The 19,941-nt window shown below is 66.0% G+C and carries 19 protein-coding genes and 1 pseudogene; 9 read left to right on the plus strand and 11 right to left on the minus strand.

Features of this window, described 5'->3' with window-relative positions; genetic code table 11:
- Positions 1-134: 134 nt before the first annotated feature.
- Complete coding sequence (locus tag ACPUER_RS01055; RefSeq protein WP_425130116.1) at positions 135-764, plus strand: hypothetical protein; 630 nt, start codon at positions 135-137, stop codon at positions 762-764.
- Positions 765-835: 71 nt separating this feature from the next.
- Positions 836-1,363 carry a cytochrome b gene (locus ACPUER_RS01060; protein WP_425130117.1) on the plus strand — a complete coding sequence of 176 codons (528 nt, stop codon included), beginning with the start codon at positions 836-838 and terminating at the stop codon, positions 1,361-1,363.
- 266 nt (positions 1,364-1,629) lie between these two features.
- Here ACPUER_RS01060 and ACPUER_RS01065 read toward each other — a convergent pair whose 3' ends face one another.
- Together ACPUER_RS01065 and ACPUER_RS01070 are read right to left on the minus strand one after the other, a co-directional pair.
- Entirely contained in the window at positions 1,630-1,905 is a 276-nt protein-coding gene (locus ACPUER_RS01065; RefSeq protein WP_111020361.1) for a DUF4148 domain-containing protein, read from the minus strand.
- Between the two features lie 71 nt (positions 1,906-1,976).
- Complete coding sequence (locus ACPUER_RS01070) at positions 1,977-2,321, minus strand: DUF4148 domain-containing protein (protein ID WP_425130118.1); 345 nt, start codon at positions 2,319-2,321, stop codon at positions 1,977-1,979.
- A gap of 216 nt (positions 2,322-2,537) precedes the next feature.
- Here ACPUER_RS01070 and ACPUER_RS01075 point away from each other — a divergent pair, with 216 nt between their 5' ends.
- Positions 2,538-3,227, plus strand: coding sequence for an aspartyl/asparaginyl beta-hydroxylase domain-containing protein (locus tag ACPUER_RS01075; protein ID WP_425130119.1), 690 nt, complete (start codon positions 2,538-2,540; stop codon positions 3,225-3,227).
- A gap of 18 nt (positions 3,228-3,245) precedes the next feature.
- Here ACPUER_RS01075 and ACPUER_RS01080 read toward each other — a convergent pair whose 3' ends face one another.
- The gene (locus tag ACPUER_RS01080) at positions 3,246-4,187 is read right to left on the minus strand and encodes a LysR substrate-binding domain-containing protein (RefSeq protein ID WP_425130120.1); all 942 of its coding nucleotides are present in this window, start codon (positions 4,185-4,187) and stop codon (positions 3,246-3,248) included.
- A gap of 76 nt (positions 4,188-4,263) precedes the next feature.
- Between ACPUER_RS01080 and ACPUER_RS01085 the strand changes: the two genes are divergently transcribed.
- The 3 genes from ACPUER_RS01085 to ACPUER_RS01095 all read left to right on the plus strand — a co-directional run bounded on the left by ACPUER_RS01085 (position 4,264) and on the right by ACPUER_RS01095 (position 6,301).
- The gene (locus tag ACPUER_RS01085; protein WP_175962158.1) at positions 4,264-4,662 is read left to right on the plus strand and encodes a nuclear transport factor 2 family protein; all 399 of its coding nucleotides are present in this window, start codon (positions 4,264-4,266) and stop codon (positions 4,660-4,662) included.
- Between the two features lie 138 nt (positions 4,663-4,800).
- A complete protein-coding gene (locus tag ACPUER_RS01090; RefSeq protein WP_175962157.1) occupies positions 4,801-5,070 on the plus strand; it encodes a MoaD/ThiS family protein in 270 nt (89 codons plus the stop codon).
- Positions 5,071-5,152: 82 nt separating this feature from the next.
- On the plus strand, positions 5,153-6,301 hold the full coding sequence (locus tag ACPUER_RS01095) for an exo-alpha-sialidase (protein ID WP_310132132.1): 1,149 nt from the start codon (positions 5,153-5,155) through the stop codon (positions 6,299-6,301).
- A gap of 44 nt (positions 6,302-6,345) precedes the next feature.
- Here the strand turns inward: ACPUER_RS01095 and ACPUER_RS01100 are convergent, their stop codons facing one another.
- On the minus strand, positions 6,346-7,308 hold the full coding sequence (locus ACPUER_RS01100; RefSeq protein WP_425130121.1) for a LysR substrate-binding domain-containing protein: 963 nt from the start codon (positions 7,306-7,308) through the stop codon (positions 6,346-6,348).
- A 147-nt stretch (positions 7,309-7,455) separates the two neighbouring features.
- Between ACPUER_RS01100 and ACPUER_RS01105 the strand changes: the two genes are divergently transcribed.
- A complete protein-coding gene (locus ACPUER_RS01105; RefSeq protein WP_175962154.1) occupies positions 7,456-7,881 on the plus strand; it encodes a PACE efflux transporter in 426 nt (141 codons plus the stop codon).
- Positions 7,882-8,362: 481 nt separating this feature from the next.
- Here the strand turns inward: ACPUER_RS01105 and ACPUER_RS01110 are convergent, their stop codons facing one another.
- The 7 genes and pseudogenes from ACPUER_RS01110 to ACPUER_RS01140 form a co-directional block, all read right to left on the minus strand.
- Positions 8,363-8,983, minus strand: coding sequence for a M35 family metallo-endopeptidase (locus ACPUER_RS01110; protein WP_425130122.1), 621 nt, complete (start codon positions 8,981-8,983; stop codon positions 8,363-8,365).
- Positions 8,984-9,011: 28 nt separating this feature from the next.
- On the minus strand, positions 9,012-9,572 hold the full coding sequence (locus tag ACPUER_RS01115; protein WP_175962151.1) for a hypothetical protein: 561 nt from the start codon (positions 9,570-9,572) through the stop codon (positions 9,012-9,014).
- Positions 9,569-9,931 carry a hypothetical protein gene (locus ACPUER_RS01120; protein ID WP_175962150.1) on the minus strand — a complete coding sequence of 121 codons (363 nt, stop codon included), beginning with the start codon at positions 9,929-9,931 and terminating at the stop codon, positions 9,569-9,571. The genes ACPUER_RS01115 and ACPUER_RS01120 overlap by 4 nt, the downstream gene beginning before the upstream one ends.
- Before the next feature lie 337 nt (positions 9,932-10,268).
- On the minus strand, positions 10,269-11,216 hold the full coding sequence (locus tag ACPUER_RS01125; RefSeq protein WP_175962149.1) for a choline ABC transporter substrate-binding protein: 948 nt from the start codon (positions 11,214-11,216) through the stop codon (positions 10,269-10,271).
- Between the two features lie 98 nt (positions 11,217-11,314).
- Positions 11,315-12,313: a GlxA family transcriptional regulator gene (locus ACPUER_RS01130; protein WP_034180835.1), complete on the minus strand. Its 999-nt coding sequence runs from the start codon at positions 12,311-12,313 to the stop codon at positions 11,315-11,317.
- A 109-nt stretch (positions 12,314-12,422) separates the two neighbouring features.
- On the minus strand, positions 12,423-13,319 hold the full coding sequence (gene choW / locus ACPUER_RS01135; protein ID WP_175962148.1) for a choline ABC transporter permease subunit: 897 nt from the start codon (positions 13,317-13,319) through the stop codon (positions 12,423-12,425).
- A pseudogene (locus tag ACPUER_RS01140) lies at positions 13,312-14,769 on the minus strand (quaternary amine ABC transporter ATP-binding protein); the annotation flags it as partial. The gene choW and the pseudogene ACPUER_RS01140, both read right to left, overlap by 8 nt.
- A gap of 368 nt (positions 14,770-15,137) precedes the next feature.
- Here ACPUER_RS01140 and ACPUER_RS01145 point away from each other — a divergent pair.
- On the plus strand, positions 15,138-18,128 hold the full coding sequence (locus ACPUER_RS01145) for a DUF2339 domain-containing protein (RefSeq protein WP_425130123.1): 2,991 nt from the start codon (positions 15,138-15,140) through the stop codon (positions 18,126-18,128).
- Entirely contained in the window at positions 18,125-19,486 is a 1,362-nt protein-coding gene (locus ACPUER_RS01150) for a DUF3999 domain-containing protein (RefSeq protein WP_425130124.1), read from the plus strand. The genes ACPUER_RS01145 and ACPUER_RS01150 overlap by 4 nt, the downstream gene beginning before the upstream one ends.
- The last annotated feature ends 455 nt before the right edge of the window (positions 19,487-19,941 follow it).

The following is a 19,941-nucleotide window of genomic DNA, read 5'->3' on the forward strand; positions in this document are numbered from 1 at the left end:
AGGGGCGCGGATTCGGTCTCTCGCCGGCCGACCTCGCCCGCCTCGCCTGCTTTCCGCCCGACGCGCGCGTCGAACTGGCGCTCGGCGAATCAAGATCGGGCCCCGACAACGACGGCGATCGCCTGCCGCGCGACATGCTGTTCGAGGTGCGCGACGCGCAGAACCACGTCGTCGCATCTAACCTGCCGGCCGACGCCGCCGGCCTGCCCGATGCACGCGAACCGCGCGGCGCCCCTCGGACGATCGTCATCGGCGACACGCAATGGCGCACGCATACGCTGCGCGACAACCCGTCGGGGCGATGGATACGCGTGATGGAAACGCTCAACACGCGCAGCGATCTGGCGACTGGCATCGCACGCGGCATCGTCTTGCCGCTGATCGTCGCGCTGCCGGTGCTGGCGCTCCTCCTCTGGTACCTGATCGGACGCAGTCTCGCGCCGTTGAAGACGCTGTCGACGCTGATCGGCGCGCGCGATGCGCGATCGCTCGAACCGCTCGGCATCGCCACCGTGCCGGAGGAAGTGCGCACGCTGGTCGACGCGATCGACCGACTGCTGGCGAGGCTGCGGCAATCGATCGTGCGCGAGCGCGCGTTCATCGCGCAATACTTCGGCGGCACCGTGCAATTCGAGCCCGACATCGGCGGCCAAGGCCTTGGAGTCGTGGTCGCGCTGCCGTCGGCGAACGCGGCCGGATCGATGCCGCGCAGTGCGCCGGCCGACGAACACGACGATCGATCGCGCGCGATGCCGGTTGCTTAACGTTTCGTTAAGGATTCGCCCGTAGAATTCGCCGACATATATACGATTCCCGCCATTCGTCAGGAGTTTTCATGCGCACACCCGCCCGCTATGACGCAGTTGCACGCTTTCTTCACTGGCTGATCGTGGCGCTGGTCGTCGCGCAGTACGCGATCGGCTGGACGATGCCCGACGTGCATCGCGATACGCAACCGATCGGCCTGATCGCCGCGCACCTGATCGTGGGTACCGCGTTGCTCGCGGCGATGGCTTGCCGCGTGCTGTGGCGCGCGACGCATCGCCCGCCCGCAAGCGACCTGCCGCCCGCGATGCGCGCGCTGTCCGGCGTGACGCATTTCGCGATCTACGCGCTGCTGATCGCGGTGCCGCTGCTCGGCTGGATCAACGCATCGTCGCGCGCCTGGGCCGTGACGCTGGTCGGTGTCGTCCCGTTGCCGGCGCTGTCGGCGGTCGGCTCCGGAGTCGGTCACGCGATGGGCGACGTGCATGGCATCCTCGCATGGGTACTGTTTGCCGGCATTTGCCTGCACGTGGCAGCCGCGCTGGCACACCGCTTCGTGCTGCGCGATCAGGTCGTGCAGCGCATGATGCCGTGGTGATAGCCTCCCCCTGTTTCAGTGCATCATCGCCGGCATGAACCGGATTGTTCCAGTTTTCTATATCATCTGCATTCCTGTTCATCGTCCTATAAACCTGCCCACCCATCGGGATCGGTTGGCGAGATGATCGCGACGCCGCGCGAAGCGGCGTGCGATGAGCGGCATGGCAGCCGGCGCCCTTCGGCCAGGTCGAGCGGCGCGACGGGCGCGCGGATTGCCGTACCGCGAACACGGCGGCCAGAAACCACACACGTACATATCGACACCTAGTTGCTGGTTTGAGCAGGCATACCGGGGGCCGGCGCATGCATGGCGGCGGCCGCCTGCCGGGCCCGATCCTGCTCGGCGAGCTTCGCTTCCGCGGCCTGGATGTCCGCCGGATACTCGCCGTCATCTCCCTTCGCCGGGTCATACCCGGCCGCTTCCAGACGCATCAGCTCGTCGCGAACCTGCGCACGCGTCAACGGTGCAGCCGATTGCGCGAATGCCGACTGACCGACGATCATTCCGATCATTGTCAGTACTGCGATATATGTCTTCATCATCGACTCCTTCAATGTTCCGTATCGATCAACCGTTGTGAATGCCGAACCTGCGGATGCAGGCCGGTTTGTCAGCTTCCGAAATAGATCGTGCAGAAGCTCGCGGGGCCGACGCACGCGGCCGGGCGCTGGCGCGGCGACATCGCCGCCGGTTTGCCGGCTTCCGATGAAACGGCCGGATCGCTGCCGACCGCCGTGCTGGACTGACGCTGCGGCATCTGTTCGACCTGCCGCTGGAAGAGCGGGCTCACGTCCGGATACGACGTATCGGTCACGAAGCGCAGCCCGTTGTTTTCGGCGTCGATCAGTTCCTGCCTGACCTGCGCGCGCGTGAGCGCCTGTGCCGACGCTTGCGTCGCGACACCCGCGACAGACATCGCCACCACCGTGGCGGCCACCAGCCAATGCTTGTTCATGGTTTACTCCTTCTGAAGTCAACGAGACGATGTGCTACACCCGTATGACGACGGAGGGGGTTCGTTTATTCCCGCGCGTTGTGGCTCGCGCCGCTTGCGGCGACCGGTCATCGAACTGTCATTCTTTCGTCAGACGGCGTAATCTGACGTAACGCAGCGCCCGTCGCGCTTCGTGCAGACTGACGACACCTGATACGGCTCGCCCATCGATCGACCATGTCCGTCGCTTACGACTATGCAGCCGGCCTGCTCCGCAAGCTGTACGACCGCCATATCGACGGCGACGCGGTGCTCGATACGGCCGCGTTCCCGGATGCCGAGCGTTTCGTGCACGCATGGCCTGCGATTCGTGCGGAAGCGCTCGCCGTGGCCCGCGACATGCCGCGTATCCCGCGCTTCCACGAGATCATGCGCGAGCAGTACGACATCTCGGCCAACGATGCGCGCGACTGGCGAATGTTCATCATGCAGGCGTACGGCCAGCCGTTCCCGCGCAACCTGTCGCGCTGCCCGACCGTCGCGTCGATCGTCGCGGCGTCGCCGGACGTGCTGTCCGCATCGTTGTCGTTTCTCGCGCCGGGCAAGCACATCCCGCCGCATCGCGGGCCGTTTCGCGGCATCCTGCGCGGCTATCTCGTGCTGTCGATGCCGAAGCGCACGGACGGCACGCCGGCCGCCGTGCTGAAAGTGGATGGCCGCGAATACCGGCTCGACGAAGGCCGCTTCCTGCTGTGGGACGACACGTTCGTGCACGAGGCGTGGAACGACAGCGATAAAGTGCGGATCGTGCTGCTGCTCGATATCCGCCGGCGCGGGATGCCGCGCTTGCTCACGTGGCTGTCGAATGCGGTGATTGGTGTCGTGCGGCTCGGGATCCGGGTGCGGGGGCGGTCGATTCCGGTTTAGCGAACCGTTCGATCGCAATCACTCCTCGCGCGCGAGACGCGTCAGAACCTCTGCGAGCGCTTGAATCGCGGGTTGCGCGGCGCGCTGCACCGGATAGACGAGGTAATAGCCGAGACCGTTGCGCACCACATCGGGAAACGGTGCAACCAGCGTTCCGGCTTCCAGCCGATCGGCCGCCATGCGCGGATCGCCGATCGCGACGCCGTGCGCCTGGGCAGCCGCCGTCAATGTCAGCTCGAGCGTATCGAATACGAGGCCGGTGCCCGGGTCGATCCGCGTCGCGCCGACGGCATCCAGCCAGCATCGCCATTCGTCGCGATTGCGCGCGGGATGCAGCAGCGTCACATGCGCGAGATCGGCGATCGACTTCAGCGATGCACCGGTCTCGCGCGTGCACATCGGCGTGAGGCACTCGTCGAACAGCGGAATCGCCACCATTCCCGCCCAGCTTCCGGTGCCGCGCACGACAATTGCATCGAAATCGGCGTCGGCGAAATCGGGCATGTCGTCCGCCGACGTGTGAATACGCAGCTCGGTCCGCGGCAACGCATGATTGAGCGCCGAAAGCCGCGGCAACAGCCAGCGGATCGCGAACGTGGAAGGCAACAGCACCGTGAGGGTCGAGCTGCCGTGCGCATGGGCGTGCGCGTGCCGCGCGAGCTGCGTGAGTACGTCGACGGCTACCGTGAGCAACGCGCCGCCCTCCGTGGTCAGCGTCAACCCCGACGGACGGCGCACGAACAACGCACATCGGTAGTGCGCTTCCAGTTGCTGCACCTGCCGGCTCACGGCGCCCTGGGTCCGGCACAAATGCTCGGCTGCCCGGTTGAAGCTGCCGAGTTCGGCGGCGGCGACAAAGGCCTGGAACGCGGTCAGCGGCGGCAGCGCACGCGTGAGGTCCGCCAGCGGATATGCGCGGGCTGCATACCCGGGTTGCGGATTTTTCGTTTGTTCGGTCATCGCTGCATCGCTATCGTGGTTGAGCCGATCGCACTCGCGGTCGCGGATGGCTCTCGACAATCAGCGGAGAAATACCATGGTCTCGTCGTCCAACGCACTATACACGCGGCAGGTCGATACCTACCTGAAAACGCTCGAACGCGGCGACGTCGCCGCGATCTGTGCGCTGTTCACGCCCGATGCGCGGATATTCTCGCCGTTTCTCGGCTGGATGGCACCGCGGCCCTTCTTCGACAAGGTCGCGGCGGCATCCGGACAGAGCCGCATCACGCCGATCGACATCTGCGTCAGCGCGACCGGCGCACGTCGGGCCACCGGCTATTTCGTCTACGACTGGGCGCTGAAGGACGGCTCCGCGGTGCAATTCGAGTGCGTCGACGTGTTCGAATTCGACGACGACGCGCGCATCGAGCGCATGATCATCGTCTACGATACGCATCCGATCCGCAGCACGGTCGGCGACAAGTACGCGTAAGCGCAGACGTGCCGACACGTACCGATACGCACCGCCGTCTGCTGCACCGCAATGCCGCAAACCACGAAACGGATCGCCTACACTACAGAACCGACGATGCCGCCCACGCCCCGCACGGCTCCCTTCCGGTTACCCGCCATGGCTCATCTCTTCTTCGCCGCGTCGATTCAGCGGCATATCGAAACGCCCGAGCGCGACGTCGATGCGCGTTCGGTCGGCGAAGCGTTCGAAGCCGTGTTCGGCGAGCAGCCGCGACTGCGCGGCTACATCGTCGACGACCAGGGCGCGCTGCGAAAGCATCTCGCCGTGTTTATCGACGGCCGGCCGATACGCGACCGCGAACATCTGTCGGATGCGCTCGGCGACGCGAGCCGCGTATATGTCGTGCAGGCGTTGTCGGGCGGCTGAGGGTCGTACCCGCCAGCGAACGATGTATGGAACCCGGGACAAGCGCTGAAGCGCCGACACGGATCGACAGGAGACACTCGACATGAATGACCGATTGCTTGTCGCCACCCGCAAGGGCCTGTTCGTTCTTCATTCCGACAAGAACGGCGGCTGGACGCTCGGCGAACCGCATTTCGTCGGCGAACCGGTCAGCATGGCACTCGCCGACCCGCGCGACGGAACGCTGTACGCCGCGCTCAACCTCGGCCATTTCGGCGTGAAGCTGCATCGCAGGCGAGCGGGCGCCACCGACTGGGAAGAATGCGCAGTCCCCGTTTATCCGCCGCAGCCTGCCGACGAACCGCCCGCCAGCGCCGTCGCACGTGCAGGCACGGGCGACGCTGACGACGAGCCCCCCATCCCGCCGCAGCCGCCCTGGACGCTTCAGCAGATCTGGTCGCTCGAAGCCGGCGGCATCGACGAGCCGGGCGTACTGTGGGCCGGCACGATACCCGGCGGGCTGTTCCGCTCAGACGATTACGGCGACTCGTGGGTGCTCAACCGCCCGCTGTGGGATCGCCCTGAACGCGCAGAGTGGGGCGGCGGCGGGTACGACGCGCCGGGCATCCATTCGGTGATGGTCGATCCGCGCGACAGCCGGCACGTAACGGTTGGCATCTCGTGCGGCGGCGTCTGGCAGACCGCCGACGGCGGCGCGACCTGGCGCGTGACCGCCGACGGCATGGAAGCCGACTACATGCCGCCCGAACGGCGCGGCGAGCCCAACGTGCAGGATCCGCACCGCGTCGTGCAGTGCGCGGCCGACCCGGACGTGCTGTGGACGCAGCATCACTGCGCGATCTTCCGCTCGACCGACGGCGCCGAGCACTGGCGGCGGATCGAGGCGCAGCCTTCGAGCTTCGGCTTCGCGGTCGCCGTGCATCCGGACGAACCGGACACGGCGTGGTTCGTGCCGGCCGTGAAGGATGCCTGCCGGATTCCGGTGAACGGCCGGTTCGTCGTCACGCGCACGCGCGACGGCGGCCGCAGTTTCGAGAGTCTGTCGAACGGCTTGCCGGCCGCGCCCGCGTACGACCTCGTGTACCGGCACGGGCTCGCGGTGGACGATTCCGGCACGCGCCTCGCGATGGCGTCGACGACCGGCGGGTTATGGACGTCCGGCGACGGCGGTGAAAACTGGCAGATGGTGTCGGCACATTTGCCGCCGGTATATTGCGTCAGGTTCGGGTGACGGCGTAAGGCGGCAACCGGAGCCCGACACGTCCGGGTTCCCGGTCACTCGCCGGATCGCGCGTCGATAGGCTCGTCGGCGCGGCGGTCGCCCGGCGCCATCCGCGCCACCGCCGCACGCGTGTGCGCGATTTCCGCTTCGAGCCAGTCGAGAAACCGCCTGACCTGCGGCTCGCGTTCCCGCCCGGGCCGGCACAGCGCGACGAAGCGTGCACCGTCGAGCCGCACCGACGGCTCGATCGGCATCAACGCACCACGCTCGACGTGCTCGGCGACCAGCACCGAACTCAACAACGCGACGCCCTGCCCGTGCAACACGGCCTGCAACGCGTACTGCTCGTCGTCGTAATGCCGGAACACCGCGCGCTCGAGCCACGCGTCGCGACTGGCCGCGCGACACCACGACGCCCAGTCGATCGACACCGGCAGCAGCGTATCCCACACGGTCTCGATCAAATCGAGACGCTCGTCCGAACGATGCGCATCGAACCCGGCAGCCGCATACGCGCCGAAATACTCGTCGATCAGCGCGATCTCGTGCAGCGCCGGGAACGTGCGCGACGTCGCGCGAATCGCGAGATCGATCCGCGCGTCGCGTTCGAGATCGGCGAGCGCGTTGCCGGTTTCGACCTTGATGTTCAACTGCGGATCGACGCGGCGGAACCGGCCGAGGCGCGGAATCAGCCACATCGCGGCAAATGCGGGCGTGGTGGTCAGCACGAGCGTGCGCTCGTCGGCCGCTTCGGGCCGTACCGCGTCGAGCCCGCGGCTCAGCGCAAGCAATGCATCGTGACTCGCGCGAAACAGCCGCTCGCCCTCCGCCGTGAGCCGCACGCCGCTCGCGCCGCGCTCGAACAGCAGCACGCCGAGCCGGCTTTCGAGCGACTTGATCTGGTGCGACACGGCGGCCGGCGTCACGGACAGTTCGTCCGCGGCGGCCTTGAACGTGCCGAGCCGCGCCGACGACTCGAATACACGCAATGCGGTCAGGGGAATTTTCGAGAACACGGGGCCTCGCGGGCCGGATGCGGCCGGGTTGAATTCGATTCAATCGGGGTGAGATTAGGTGAATTGAAGCAGGCGCGCAACGCGAATAGCCTTGCGGGACGTCGCGGCACGGTGCCGCGGCGGTTGCCGTCGAACCGGGGAAACAACGTGCAAGGCCTACCGCGCAGGATCACGCAGGCGGTGCTCTACGAAACGATCGCCATCTCCTGCATCTCGCCCGCGATCGCGGCGATCTTCAAGCAGGATCTCGTCTATTCGGGCGCGCTGTCGGCGACGATGTCGGCGATCGCGCTGCTGTGGAACATGATCTTCAACGCGCTGTTCGAGCGCTGGGAAGCGTCGCGCCGGCAGCCGACGCGCACGCTCGGACGGCGGATCCTGCACGCCACGGGATTCGAAGGCGGGCTGATCTTCATGCTCGTGCCCGTCGTGTCGTGGTGGCTCGACATCTCGTGGTTCGACGCGTTCGTCGTCGATATCGGGCTGTTCGCGTTCTTCTTCTGCTATGCGTTCGTGTTCCAGTGGGCGTTCGATCGCGTGTTCGACGTGCCGGCGGCGACGAAGGGATCGTGAATCGAACGTCTATCATTGCAAGACGGCGGCGGAAGTATGCCCTGACGCCGCCTCACTTCACGAGGCGCCTTACATATCGGCACAACAATTTCCGGGGCAGCCAGGAAGCAACGTTATCTCAGCCCGCTTCGCATTTTCACTGTCTTGAATACTCATACGCTTATAGACATAACTATGAATAGCATAGCGCTCCTGTTCTAACCCGAAATGCCGTAACAGACGATGAGTGACCTCGGCACGCCTGGCAGACAATTCTTCAGGATCGGTTTCCGTGGACTCCGCTACGCCGCTCACGGCTACTCCTTCACGAAGCGGAAATCTTGACAACATATCCGATACCCAGCCTCTCAGCTTCTCCGCTTGCTCCGTGCTCACCGACACAGAATTATTCTCAAACATAAGGTCATAATTCTGCCCCGGCAAATTCTCGGATCCATCACAAGCATACGAATTTGTGGACACCCACAGAAAAATCACACCTCTAATCAAGCCATACAACATATGCCGCAATACTGTCCGCATTTTTAATTGCCATCTTCGGGTTATCTTGCCCCCACTTCGGGAGAAATCGCGTGATGCCATATTTTGGATCGCCCGCTCCAAACGTATCCTTGAAATGAGTGCACTCGTGGATGATCGTCGACAACTTCGAGGTGGCCGCCCGACTTCGATCACGAATCGTACAGAATTCCTCGTGGATGCTTATCGTATGCGTTGCCGTGTCGGGACCACAGACGTGCGCGACAGTCCCGACACTCTTGTTGGTAGGCAAGCATCCAAGAGATCGATCCAGATCAGGATGAGCCCTCATAAAATTCGCAGGGCCTAGTGATCGCATGACTGCCAGAGTAGCAGTCAGTCCGGTGATAAGGCTGAGACGAATCCCGTCGTCATTCGCGCCGAACCACGTCCAGACTCGCGTACGTTCGTTCTGCGACCACTCTGCCAGTCTTTTGAGTCGCTCCTCCACAAGGTCCGCTCCTTCATCGCGAAGTTGCATCACCAGATTTCTAAACTCTGCGTCGCTCATGGTCGGGCAGATGGGTGGTCCGTTGAGCGTCAGTAGAACTTTCAGCTTCGAACCCTGCGTAGTGTTCGTCACTGCCGAATCGTGGACGCAAACATATTCGTTACAAGGCATCGTTATTGTTCTCCACCACCTCAAGCCTGAGTTTTTCGGCGCGACGTGTCGTTACACGCTGAGTGTTCCCTTCGAAATCCGTGACACCACTGAAGATTCGACCTGATGTTGTGTGTATGCGGTATCGGACACGCGCAAGCGGCCGACCACTTTTCTCATCGCACAAAACATACTGTTCGTCATGTTCGTCGTTGGTTGCCGAAGTCGAATGAGCATGATTTCGGCCCAGCCCCACCGGGGCTCCAGCCGGCTGATCGCTGACGATCATGCGCATCCCCCGCTCGGCATAAAAGACCGGCGATGGATTGCACCCGCAAACATTGATATCGCCGCTCAGCGCCCACGGCTGACCATTGGGCGCTGAGCCAGGCAAACGTGGACCTTCCGGCGCGACATACCCTTCCTGCTCGCAAGCGGCGCAATAGGTCTTCATATAGAGCGTCGCGATATGCACTCGCGGCGGCGGATTGGAACAGGTGACATTCGGCAGCCCTTCGATGATCGTCGCGCTGCCACCGCGATCCCCTTGTGCGAGAAAGTAGCGGATCATGCGACCTCGCCTCGACGCACAGCGCCCGGTTGCTTCACCACCCTGAGCCAGCTACCCGACGCCAGCCTTTCTCGCTCCGGGATGCCGGTGATGACATCACCGTTATCGAGTTCGCTGCCGACAGACACGAGCCGTTTGAAATCGCCGTAATCGGCCAGGTTAAAGTCACCGACGATCCAGGCTGCGTCCGCAATAGCAGCCTCACCGCCATCCTCGTAAGCAACGACGTTGCTCGCGCAAGCGACCGCTGGCCCGACAATCGTCGGCCCGCTGCTGGTCCGGGCGTTCCACCCGCCCCGCTCGGTAAACCAGCCGCTGGTGGCAAACAAATGGTTGGGTGATTTTTTCTGGTGCGGCATCCTGACTCCCCTTCGTGAGATTGGTGCGAATGACACACACCAAAATGCGCGATCCGAAAGGGACTTTCAATCATACGAATTCGAAATTCGTATAACTAATTTTTATTATATTTCTTTATCTCAATTTTTTATCGATCGCCCGGGACACCGCTCGAGTCGATCTCAGGCAGTCAGCTATGACGATAATCCAGTATTCGGCCAACTGCGGGAAATACGCTGACACTCACCGGACAAGCCTGAAGATCGCCCCCGAACACCGGGTATCTACCCTGTCGTTCGGGGGCGTACGACCACCGTCAAACCTCAAACAAAAGTGGCAAAGGCCTGAAAACTCCGCTCAATGCACGCCGAGATAAGCCTTCACCGCCGGCAGCCCCGGCTTCCCGTCGAGCGTCGTCACGCCCGCGAGCCACTTGTCGAGCGCCTGCGGGTTCGCCTTCAGCCACTCGGCCGCCGCCTTGTTCGGTTCGACCTTGTTCATGATCGGCACCATCACGTGGTTCTCGATCGTCGTCGAGAACTGCAGGTTCGACACGAACTTCGCGACGTTCGGGCAGCGCTGCGCGTAGTCGGGCGGCGTTGCCGTCAGCACCTTCGCCTCGCCGTAGTTCGGGCCGAATACGTCGTCGCCGCCGCTCAGGTAGTCGATCTTCATCTGCACGTTCATCGGATGCGGTTCCCAGCCGAGGAACACGATCCACTGCTTGTCGCGAATCGCGCGGTTCACCTCGACCAGCATCCCCGCCTCGCTCGACTCGACCATCTTGAACTTGCCGAGGCCGAACTGGTTGCCGTCGATCATCTTCTTGATCAGCAGGTTGCCGTCATTGCCCGGCTCGATCCCGTAGATCTTGCCGTTCAGCTTGTCCGCGTACTTCTGGATGTCCGCGAACGACTTCAGGCCGCCCTGGTACACGTAGTCGGGCACCGCGAGCGTGTATTTCGCGCCGGTCAGGTTCGGCGTCGAGAGCACCTTGATCGTGCCGGCCTTCGTGAACGGCTGGATGATCGGGTCCATCGTCGGCGACCAGTAGCCGAGGAACACGTCGATCTGCTTGCTCTTGATCCCGGCAAACGTGATCGGCACCGATGCGATCGTCTTCGTCGGGCTGTAGCCGAGCCCCTGCAGCATCGTCGATGCAAGGCCCGTGGTCGCCGCGATGTCGGACCAGCCGACGTCCGCGAAGCGCACGTTCTTGCACACGGGCGGATCGGCCGCATAAACGGCCGACATCGGCGCGGTTATTCCGATCCCGCACACCGCTGCGATCAATAGGCGCTTCATCTTTCTTCTCCTCAAAGTGATGTCGTTTGCATGAATGCGGGATCTCTTATTGAAACCGCGCGCCGCGATCCCGGCGACGTCGCGGACCGTACAGACAGTCAGCGCCCCGGCAACCTGCGCTCGTAGCTCGGCGCATGGCCGAACTGCGCGCGGTACGCCTTGCTGAAATGACACGGCGAATGAAAACCGCAGACCGTCGTCACGCGCGCGATCGACGCGTCGGTCGTGCGCAGCAGGTCGCGTGCGCGTTTCAGGCGCAGCGTCAGGTAATAGTGGGTCGGCGACACGTTCAGGTACACCTTGAACATGCGCTGCAGGTGCCGCTGCGACAATCGCACGAGCCGCGCGAGCTCCTCGAGCGACAGCGGCTCCTCGATGTTCGCCTCCATCAGCCGCACGACCTCGATCAGCTCCGCACGCGAGAAGCCGACGCGCGCATCGACGGGAATCGGCTGCGTGTCGGTCGAGCTGCGGATGCGCTCCAGGATGAACTGCTCCGACACCTGCGCGGCAAGCTGCTGGCCGAACCGCATGCCGACGAGGTTCAGCATCAGGTCGAGCGGCGCGGTGCCGCCCGTGCAGGTCAGCCGGTCGCGGTCGACGACGAACAGCTCGTCGGCGAAGCCGACCTGCGGAAACTCGGAATGCAGCGCGGACAGGTTCTCCCAGTGCACGGTGCAGCGATAGCCGTCGAGCAGCCCGCTCGACATCAGCGCATACGCGCCCGTGCAGATGCCGCCGAGCGGCAGCCCGCGTTCGGCGAGCGCCGCGAGCGTATCGCGCGCGCCCTCGTCGACCACGTCGCGGATGCGGATGCCGCCGCACACGATCATCACGTCGGGCAGGTTCGTGTAGTCGAGCGCCTGCGTGGGCCGTACCGCAATGCCGTTGCTGGCATGCGCGGGGAAACCGTCGAGCGAGTAGATCGACCACTTGTAATGATCGGCGCGCCCGACGTAGTTCGCCATCCGAAGTACTTCGACCGCGCTCGAAAACGCGATCATCGAGAAGTTCGGCAGCGTCAGGAAGCCGAAATGGGCGAGGGACGAAACCGGTGAAACGCAGGCGGCGGGCGCGACAGCGGCGGCGGACGTCACATCGGACTCCTGGCGAACAGGTTACAAGCGGCCAGCCCCGCGGCAAACGCCGCGGAAGCGGTTATCGAATCAGGGAAGGCGGCCGGAAGACGGGTCGGCCGCCGGTCAGTCAGGCTTGCGCGGGTGCGACCTTCGCGCGAAAAAGCTGCTTGAGGCCCGAGAACAGCGGCGATTTCACGGCGCCGGGTGCACGGCCGAAGCTTTCGGTGATGCGGTCGAGAATGATCGCGAGCAGCACGACCGACAGACCGCTTTCGAAACCGAGGCCGATGTCGAGGCGCTGGATACTCGCGAGCACGTCGTTGCCGAGACCGCCCGCGCCGACCATCGACGCGATGATCACCATCGACAGCGCCATCATGATCGTCTGGTTCACGCCCTGCATGATCGACGGCAGCGCATTCGGGAACTGCACCTTGTACAGCAGTTGCCACGGCGTGCAGCCGAATGCCTGGCCGGCTTCGACGATCTCGCGGTTCACGTGGCGGATGCCGAGGCTCGTCAGGCGCACGGCAGGCGGCATCGCGAAGATCACCGTCGACAGGATCCCCGGCACGCGGCCGAGACCGAACAGCATCGCGGCCGGAATCAGGTAGACGAATGCGGGCATCGTCTGCATCAGGTCGAGAATCGGACGCACGATCGCGGCGACCCACTTGCTCTTCGCGGCCCAGATGCCGAGCGGGATGCCGAGCACGAGGCTGATGATCGTCGACGACAGCGTGAGGCCGAGCGTGATGATCGTCTGGTCCCAGAAGCCCGTCGCGAAGATCAGCAGCAGCGACGCGGTCGTGAACAGCGCGAAACGCCAGCCCACCCGCCATAGCCCGACGCCGATGAAGATCGCCATCATCAGCCACATCGGGATCGCTTGCAGGCCGTGTTCGACGAGCGCCGCGAGGCCCTCGATCGCCTGGCCGATCGCGTCGAATGTCTTGGCGTCATGGTCGAGCAGGTAGTGAACGGACTGGTCGACCCAGGTACCGAGCGGAATCATTTCAGACATGGGAACCTCGCGAACGCGTGATGGCTTTCAGGATGAGTGCGCGGTCGACCGAGCCGCAGTAGCAGCCGTCGTCGTCGACGACGGGCAGTGCGTTCGGGCTCGCCACCACGCGGGCGACAACGTGATCGAGCGTCGCGTCGCGGCGAATGCTTTCGATCGGACGGACGGACGGCGACGCATCGCCGATCGCGTCGCGCGTGACGAAGCCGCGGATCTTGCGTTGGGCGTCGAGCACGAACGCGTATTCGTCGTGGCCGTTCAGCGCCGCCGCGACGTTCGCGGCATCGCACTTCGACATGGTCGGCACGACACCCGTCTGCATCAGGTCGCCGGCGGTCAGGTAGCGGCTCGTGTCGATGCCGTCGAAGAACGCGCGCACGTAGTCGTCGGCCGGGTTCGCGATGATGTCCTGCGGCGTGCCGACCTGCACGAGCCTGCCGCCTTCCATGATCGCGATGCGGCTGCCGATGCGCAGCGCTTCCTCGAGATCGTGCGACACGAACATGATCGTGCGGCGCTGCTCCTTCTGGAGCTGCAGCAGCACGTCCTGCATTTCCCTGCGCTTGAGCGGATCGAGCGCGGAAAACGCCTCGTCCATGATCATCAGCGACGGGTTCACGGCCAGCGCGCGTGCGAGGCCGACACGCTGCTGCATCCCGCCCGACAGCTCGGACGGCAGCTTGTGCGAGAACGGCGCGAGGCCGACCTGCTCGAGCACTTCCATCGCACGGCGCTCGCGTTCCTTCTTGCCGACGCCCGCGACCTCGAGGCCGAACGCGGCGTTCGACACCACGGTGCGTTGCGGCATCAGCGCGAACGACTGGAACACCATGCTCATGTCCTTGCGGCGCAGTGCGGTGAGCGCCGAGCGGCGTGCCGACGCGACGTCGAGCCCGTCGATCAGCACCTTGCCGGCGCTCGGATCGACCAGCCGGTTCACGAGGCGGATCAGCGTGGATTTGCCGGAGCCGGACAGGCCCATCAGCACGAAAATTTCGCCTTCCTGCACATCGAAGGAGACGTTGTGTACGCCGACGACCTGACCGGTGCGCTTGAGCACTTCGTCCTTCGTCGCGCCGGCGGCGAGCATGTCGAGCGCCTGCTTCGGGTTGTTTCCAAACACCTTGCACAGACCTTCGACTACGACCTTGGGGGCATCCATCGAAACCTTCTCCTCGTGTAGCGGGGACTCACGCGAGTCATAGCGTGCCTACATAGTTGCTAGAAAAAACCCCGGCCTGCCGACGAATTACGACAAACGCTTGCGCAAATACGACACGGCCTCCAGCCCCGCCAGGCGGGCCGCTGCACGCGGCGCCCCCCGATTGCGGCAGCGCAATACGCGCACACCCAACAACGACGGGCATCGCACGCGGGACTTGTGCGCAGCAGCGCGGCGCGAATCGCATGTTTTTTCGCGCCAATCCGCATCGGGCGCGCGTCGTTTTGCGACAATTTCACGTCCGATCAGCCGGCGTCGCGACTGTCGTCAGATCAATGCATCGCGGCGGCCGTCTCGCCGTGCCTGTCGCCCCCCCGCAAAAAGCATGACCGTACAGAAAAAACCGTGCCGCGCGATCGTCATTAACGGAGATCAGGCACGCATCGGGGCCTGTCCGCAACCCAGAAAATCCCGCATGCCCGCTGTGATACATTGCCGGCAAACACGCCGATCGCGCTGTTGCCGCGCGCCTTGCGCACGGCGATCCGCCAACGGCACGCGCATGCCGGTTCGCCTGCCGGCCGTGCTGAACCCGCCTCGATCCGGTGCGAACCGCGAGCGAAGGACGATAACGATACGAGAGAGGGAGTAAGGCGTTGAACTGGGCATTCGCCGTAATCGGCTTCATCATAGGCGGCATCGCCGCATTGATCGGGGATTTCTCGGCCGCGAACGGCTCGCTGCTCGGCGCCGTCGTCGGATTCTGCATCGGTCACGCGCTGCGGCAACGCAAACCCAGGAACGGCGCCGCCGCGCCCGACGCGTTCGCGATGCCCGCGACGCCGCCACCCACGCCCGCGCCGCTCGTCGATCGTGTCGCGCGCCTCGAAGCGACCGTCGAAACGCTCACGCGCGAACTCGATTCGCTGCGTGGCCAGCTCGCCGGCGCGAAGGCCGATGCGGCCGCCGCCGGCAGTGCCGCACAAACGCCTTTGTCCGGCGCGGCCGGTGCCTCGTCCGTTCCGCCCTCACCCGCTGCTTCGGCAACGCCACCGCCTGTGCAACCCGCAATCGCAGCCGCCGCGCGCGCGGGCGCACCGGCATCGACATCGGTGCCGACGCCGGCCGCGGCACCGGCAACCGCAGCGCCCGCCCCCGTTCCCGCCGCCGCCCACGCAACGGCGAACGCACCCGCAACACCCGTCCGCCCCACCCCGCCCGCACCGCGCGAACCCGGCATCGCCGAACGTGCATTCAGCGCCGCGCGCGACTGGCTGCTCGGCGGCAATACGGTCGTGCGCGTCGGGATCGTCGTGCTGTTCTTCGGCGTCGCGTTCCTGCTCAAGTACGCGGCCGACAACAACATGCTGCCGATCGAATTCCGCCTCGCGGGCACCGCGCTCGCCGCGGCCGCGCTGCTCGCGATCGGCTGGCGCGTGCGCGGGCGCCGCGCCGCGTACGGCCTCGTGCTGCAAGGCGGCGGCATCGGCTTCCTGTACCTGACGATCTTCGCCGCGACCAAGCTTTATGCGCTGCTGCCCGTCGGCGCCGCGTTTCCGCTGATGGTTGCGGTCTGCGCGCTGAGCGCGTTCCTCGCGGTCAGGCAGAACGCGCTGCCGCTCGCGTTCATGGGCAGCGCGGGCGGCTTTCTCGCGCCGGTGCTGCTGTCGACCGGCCAGGGCAACCATGTCGCGCTGTTCAGCTACTACGCGCTGCTGAACGCGGGCATCTTCGCGATCGCGTGGTTCAAGGCATGGCGCCCGCTGAACCTGCTCGGCTTCGTGTTCACGTTCACGATCGGTTCGGCGTGGGGCGTGACGGCCTACCGCCCCGCGCTGTTCGCGAGCACCGAGCCGTTCCTGATCCTGTTCTTCCTGATGTATGTCGGCATCGCGCTGCTGTATGCGGTGAAACGCGAACTCGCGCTGCGGCACTACGTGGACGGCACGCTCGTGTTCGGCACGCCGATCGTCGCGACCGCGCTGCAGGCGTCGCTCGTGAAGGGCATGCCGTTCGGGCTCGCGTGGAGCGCCGTCGCGCTGTCGGCGTTCTACGTCGCGGTCGCCGCATGGCTCGCGCGACGCCGCGACCGCCTCGCGCTGCTGTTCGAGGCAATGCTCGCGCTCGCGGTGATCTTCGCGACGCTGGCCGTGCCGCTCGCGTTCTCGGGCCCGACGACGAGCGCCGCCTGGGCGATCGAGGGCGCGGCCGTCGTGTGGCTCGCGGTGCGCCAGAAGCGCCTGCTGCCGTTCGGCTTCGGCCTGCTGATGCAGGTCGCCGCGGCCGGCGCATTCTTCACGAGCCTGCTCGGGCCGGCCGACGCAACCGCGCTGCCGGTGCTCAACGGCCCGTATATCGCGATGCTGCTGATCGCGCTCGCCGGCCTGTTCACCGGCTGGTGGCTGCACGGGCGCGGCGAAGCGCGCGCGTGGCACGCGTGGATGCCCGAGATCGGCGCCGCGGCCGCGGCGTGGGGGCTGCTGTGGTGGGTGAGCGGCGGGCTGCACGAGATCCTCGTCTACGCGAGCCGTCACGTCGACCTGCATGCCGACCGCTTCGTCGTCGACGCAACCGCGCTGTTCGCGGCCGGCACCGCGTGGCTCGCGCACGTCGCGCGCCGCCGGCTGGCATGGCCGCTCGCCGAATGGCCCGCGCTCGCGCTGACGCCGGTGCTGGCACTGCTCGCGTTGCGCGCGTTCGATGCGTACGAAGCGCCGCTGTCAGGCCTCGGCGCGTTCGCGTGGCCCGCCGCCGTCGGCGCGGGTCTTGCGCTGCTGTGGCGCCAGTCGCGCGGACCGGCAAGCGCCGATGCCGCGCAGGGTGCGGCACCCGGCATCGGCCAAGCCACCGCCGCAGGCGTGATCGCGCCGCTGCATACGCTGATGTTCTGGACCCTGTGCGGGCTGCTGTCGCTCGAAGGCTTCTGGCGCCTGCGCGCATTCGTGCCGGAAGGCGCGTGGAGCTGGAGCGCCTGGGCCTACGGTTTCGGTGCGCTGCTCCTGCTCGTATCGGGCCCCGGCTCGCGCCTGCGCTGGCCCGTCGCCGCGTTCCCGCGCGCTTACCAGGTATGGGGCGCGGCGCCGCTCGCCGCGCTGCTGTGGCTGTGGAGCATCGCCAGCGTGACCAGCGACGGCGACGCATCGCCGCTCTTCTGGCTGCCGCTGCTCAATCCGCTCGACATCGCGCAGTTCCTGGTCTTCGTCGCGTTCGCCGCGTGGCAGCGCCGCCTGAAGACGCTCGGCATCGCGTGGCATCCGCGCGTGGTCGACTATGTTGCGATCGCAACCGTATTCCTGTGGTTCAACGCGCTGATGCTGCGCACGCTGCATCACTGGGCCGGCGTGCCGTACGAGTTCGGTGCGATGGCCGAATCGACGCTCGTGCAGGCGTCGGTGTCCGTGTACTGGACGGTCTGCGCGCTCGCGACAACGATCTGGGCCACGCGCCGCGGGCTGCGCCCGCTGTGGTTCGTCGGCGCCGCGCTGCTCGCGCTCACGGTCGTCAAGCTGTTCCTGTTCGACCTGTCGCACGTGACCGGCATCGAGCGCATCGTGTCGTTCATCGGCATCGGCGTGCTGCTGCTGTTGATCGGCTATTTCTCGCCGCTGCCGCCGAAGGCCGCGCCCCACCAGGACGACCCGCAATGAAACGACTCGCGGCCCTGCTCGGACTGAGCCTGCTCGCGTCGTTCGCGGCCGCCGACGGCACGCCGGGCGGTGGCCGCGTCGCGCAGCGCTTCTCGCTCGACCTCGACGGCAGCGCCGCGTATTACCAGCTCACCGTGCCGCAGCCCGTGTATGCGGCCAGCCGGCGCGACGATCTCGGCGACGTGCGCATCTTCAACGGCGCGGGCGAGCCGGTTCCGTATTCGCTCGACGCACCCGCGTCGGCCGCGCCCGCCGTGCCGCCGTCGCGCACGCCGGTGCACTGGTTCCCGCTGCCGCCGGTGCGCGCCGATAACGGCAACGCGCCGCTCGGCGTGACGGTCGGCCCGGACGGCTCGCTGCGCGCAGCCGTCGCCACGCCGGCACCGGCACCGGCAAAGCGCGGCGCGGATCTCGTCGACCTGTCGCGTGCGAACGGCGACATCGATGCGCTGCTCGTGCACGTGGGCGACGACAGCTACCAGGGGCGTGTCGCCGTCGATGCCAGCGACGATCTGCGCAACTGGCGCTCGCTCGGCAGCACGCAGTTGCTGAAGGTCGGCCGCGGCGACGACATGCTGGTGCAGGAACGCATCGCACTCGAAGGTGCGGCGCCGCGCTACCTGCGGCTGGACTGGCTCGACGGTGCGCCCGCGATCGCGTCGATCGACGTCGAAACGCATCCGCGCGACGCGCGCGGGACGGACACCGCATCCGTGCCGCGCCAATGGCGCGACGCCGCGCACGTACGATCCGGCAGCGCACCCGGCGAGTATCTGTTCGACACCGACGGCGCGTATCCGGTCGACCGCGTGCGCATCGACCTGCCGCAGCCGAACACCGTCGCGCGCGCAACGCTGCAAAGCCGCGCCGACGCGCAAGCGCCGTGGCGCGACGTCGCGGGCGGCGTGCTGTTCCGGCTGCAGGGCAAGGCCGGCGAGCAGCGCAATCCGCCGCTCGAGTTCGCCTCGAATACGGATCGCGCGTGGCGGATCGTCGTCGACATGCGCAACGGCGGATTCGGCGCCGGCCAGCCGGCCGTCGCAATCGGCTGGCATCCGGCCGCGCTGACCTTCGTCGCGCGCGGCACGCCACCGTTTACGCTCGGCGTCGGCGATGCGGCGCTCGTGTCGTCGGCCGTCAGCCGCGATGCGCTGCTGGTCGGCATGGCGCCCGAAGTCCGGCCCGCGCGCGTCGGCACGGCGCTGCCGATATCGGCGGTCGCGCCGGCGGCGGCTGCCGATACGGACGCGAAGCGCCGCTACGTGCTGTGGGGCGCGCTGGTCGTCGCGGTCGGCGTGCTCGGCACGATTGCCTGGCGTCTCGCGAAAGGCGGCGAGTCGCGCAACCGCGACGAGTGACGCGACGCGCCCGCCGCGTGTCTTTATGCAGCGTTTATCCGGCACACCTGTTTCTTTCGACGGCCGCAACGCATCACTGCGACGAACCGTCGTGACGGCGTTCGGCTTCGCTCTTCGCTGGCCGACACCATCGCGCGCACGATCGTGCAGCATCCGTTTCCACTTGAACCATCTTATGAAGGTTCGCGTGAAGATCGCGGCAAAGCATAAACAGCGCGTAAACATCGGTTTCGCCGCGACGCGGCGGGGGGGTCTCATGGGCCGTACACGAGCGGAAGCGCCACACTCCGCTCACGCGACGTTTGCGCGGCAAAACCGGGGAAAAGAGCCCGTGCGCGGCGCTCAGCCGAACGTGTAGCGCCCATGCTGGCGCGGCCGCCAAGGCGACGAACGGCAGCTCGCGGCGCCGGCCGCGCGTCGCGCCGCCCATCCCGCGCCACGGCGCACGCGCAGGT

The organism is Burkholderia sp. DN3021 (assembly GCF_049805555.1).
Classification (GTDB): Bacteria; Pseudomonadota; Gammaproteobacteria; order Burkholderiales; family Burkholderiaceae; genus Burkholderia; species Burkholderia pyrrocinia_C.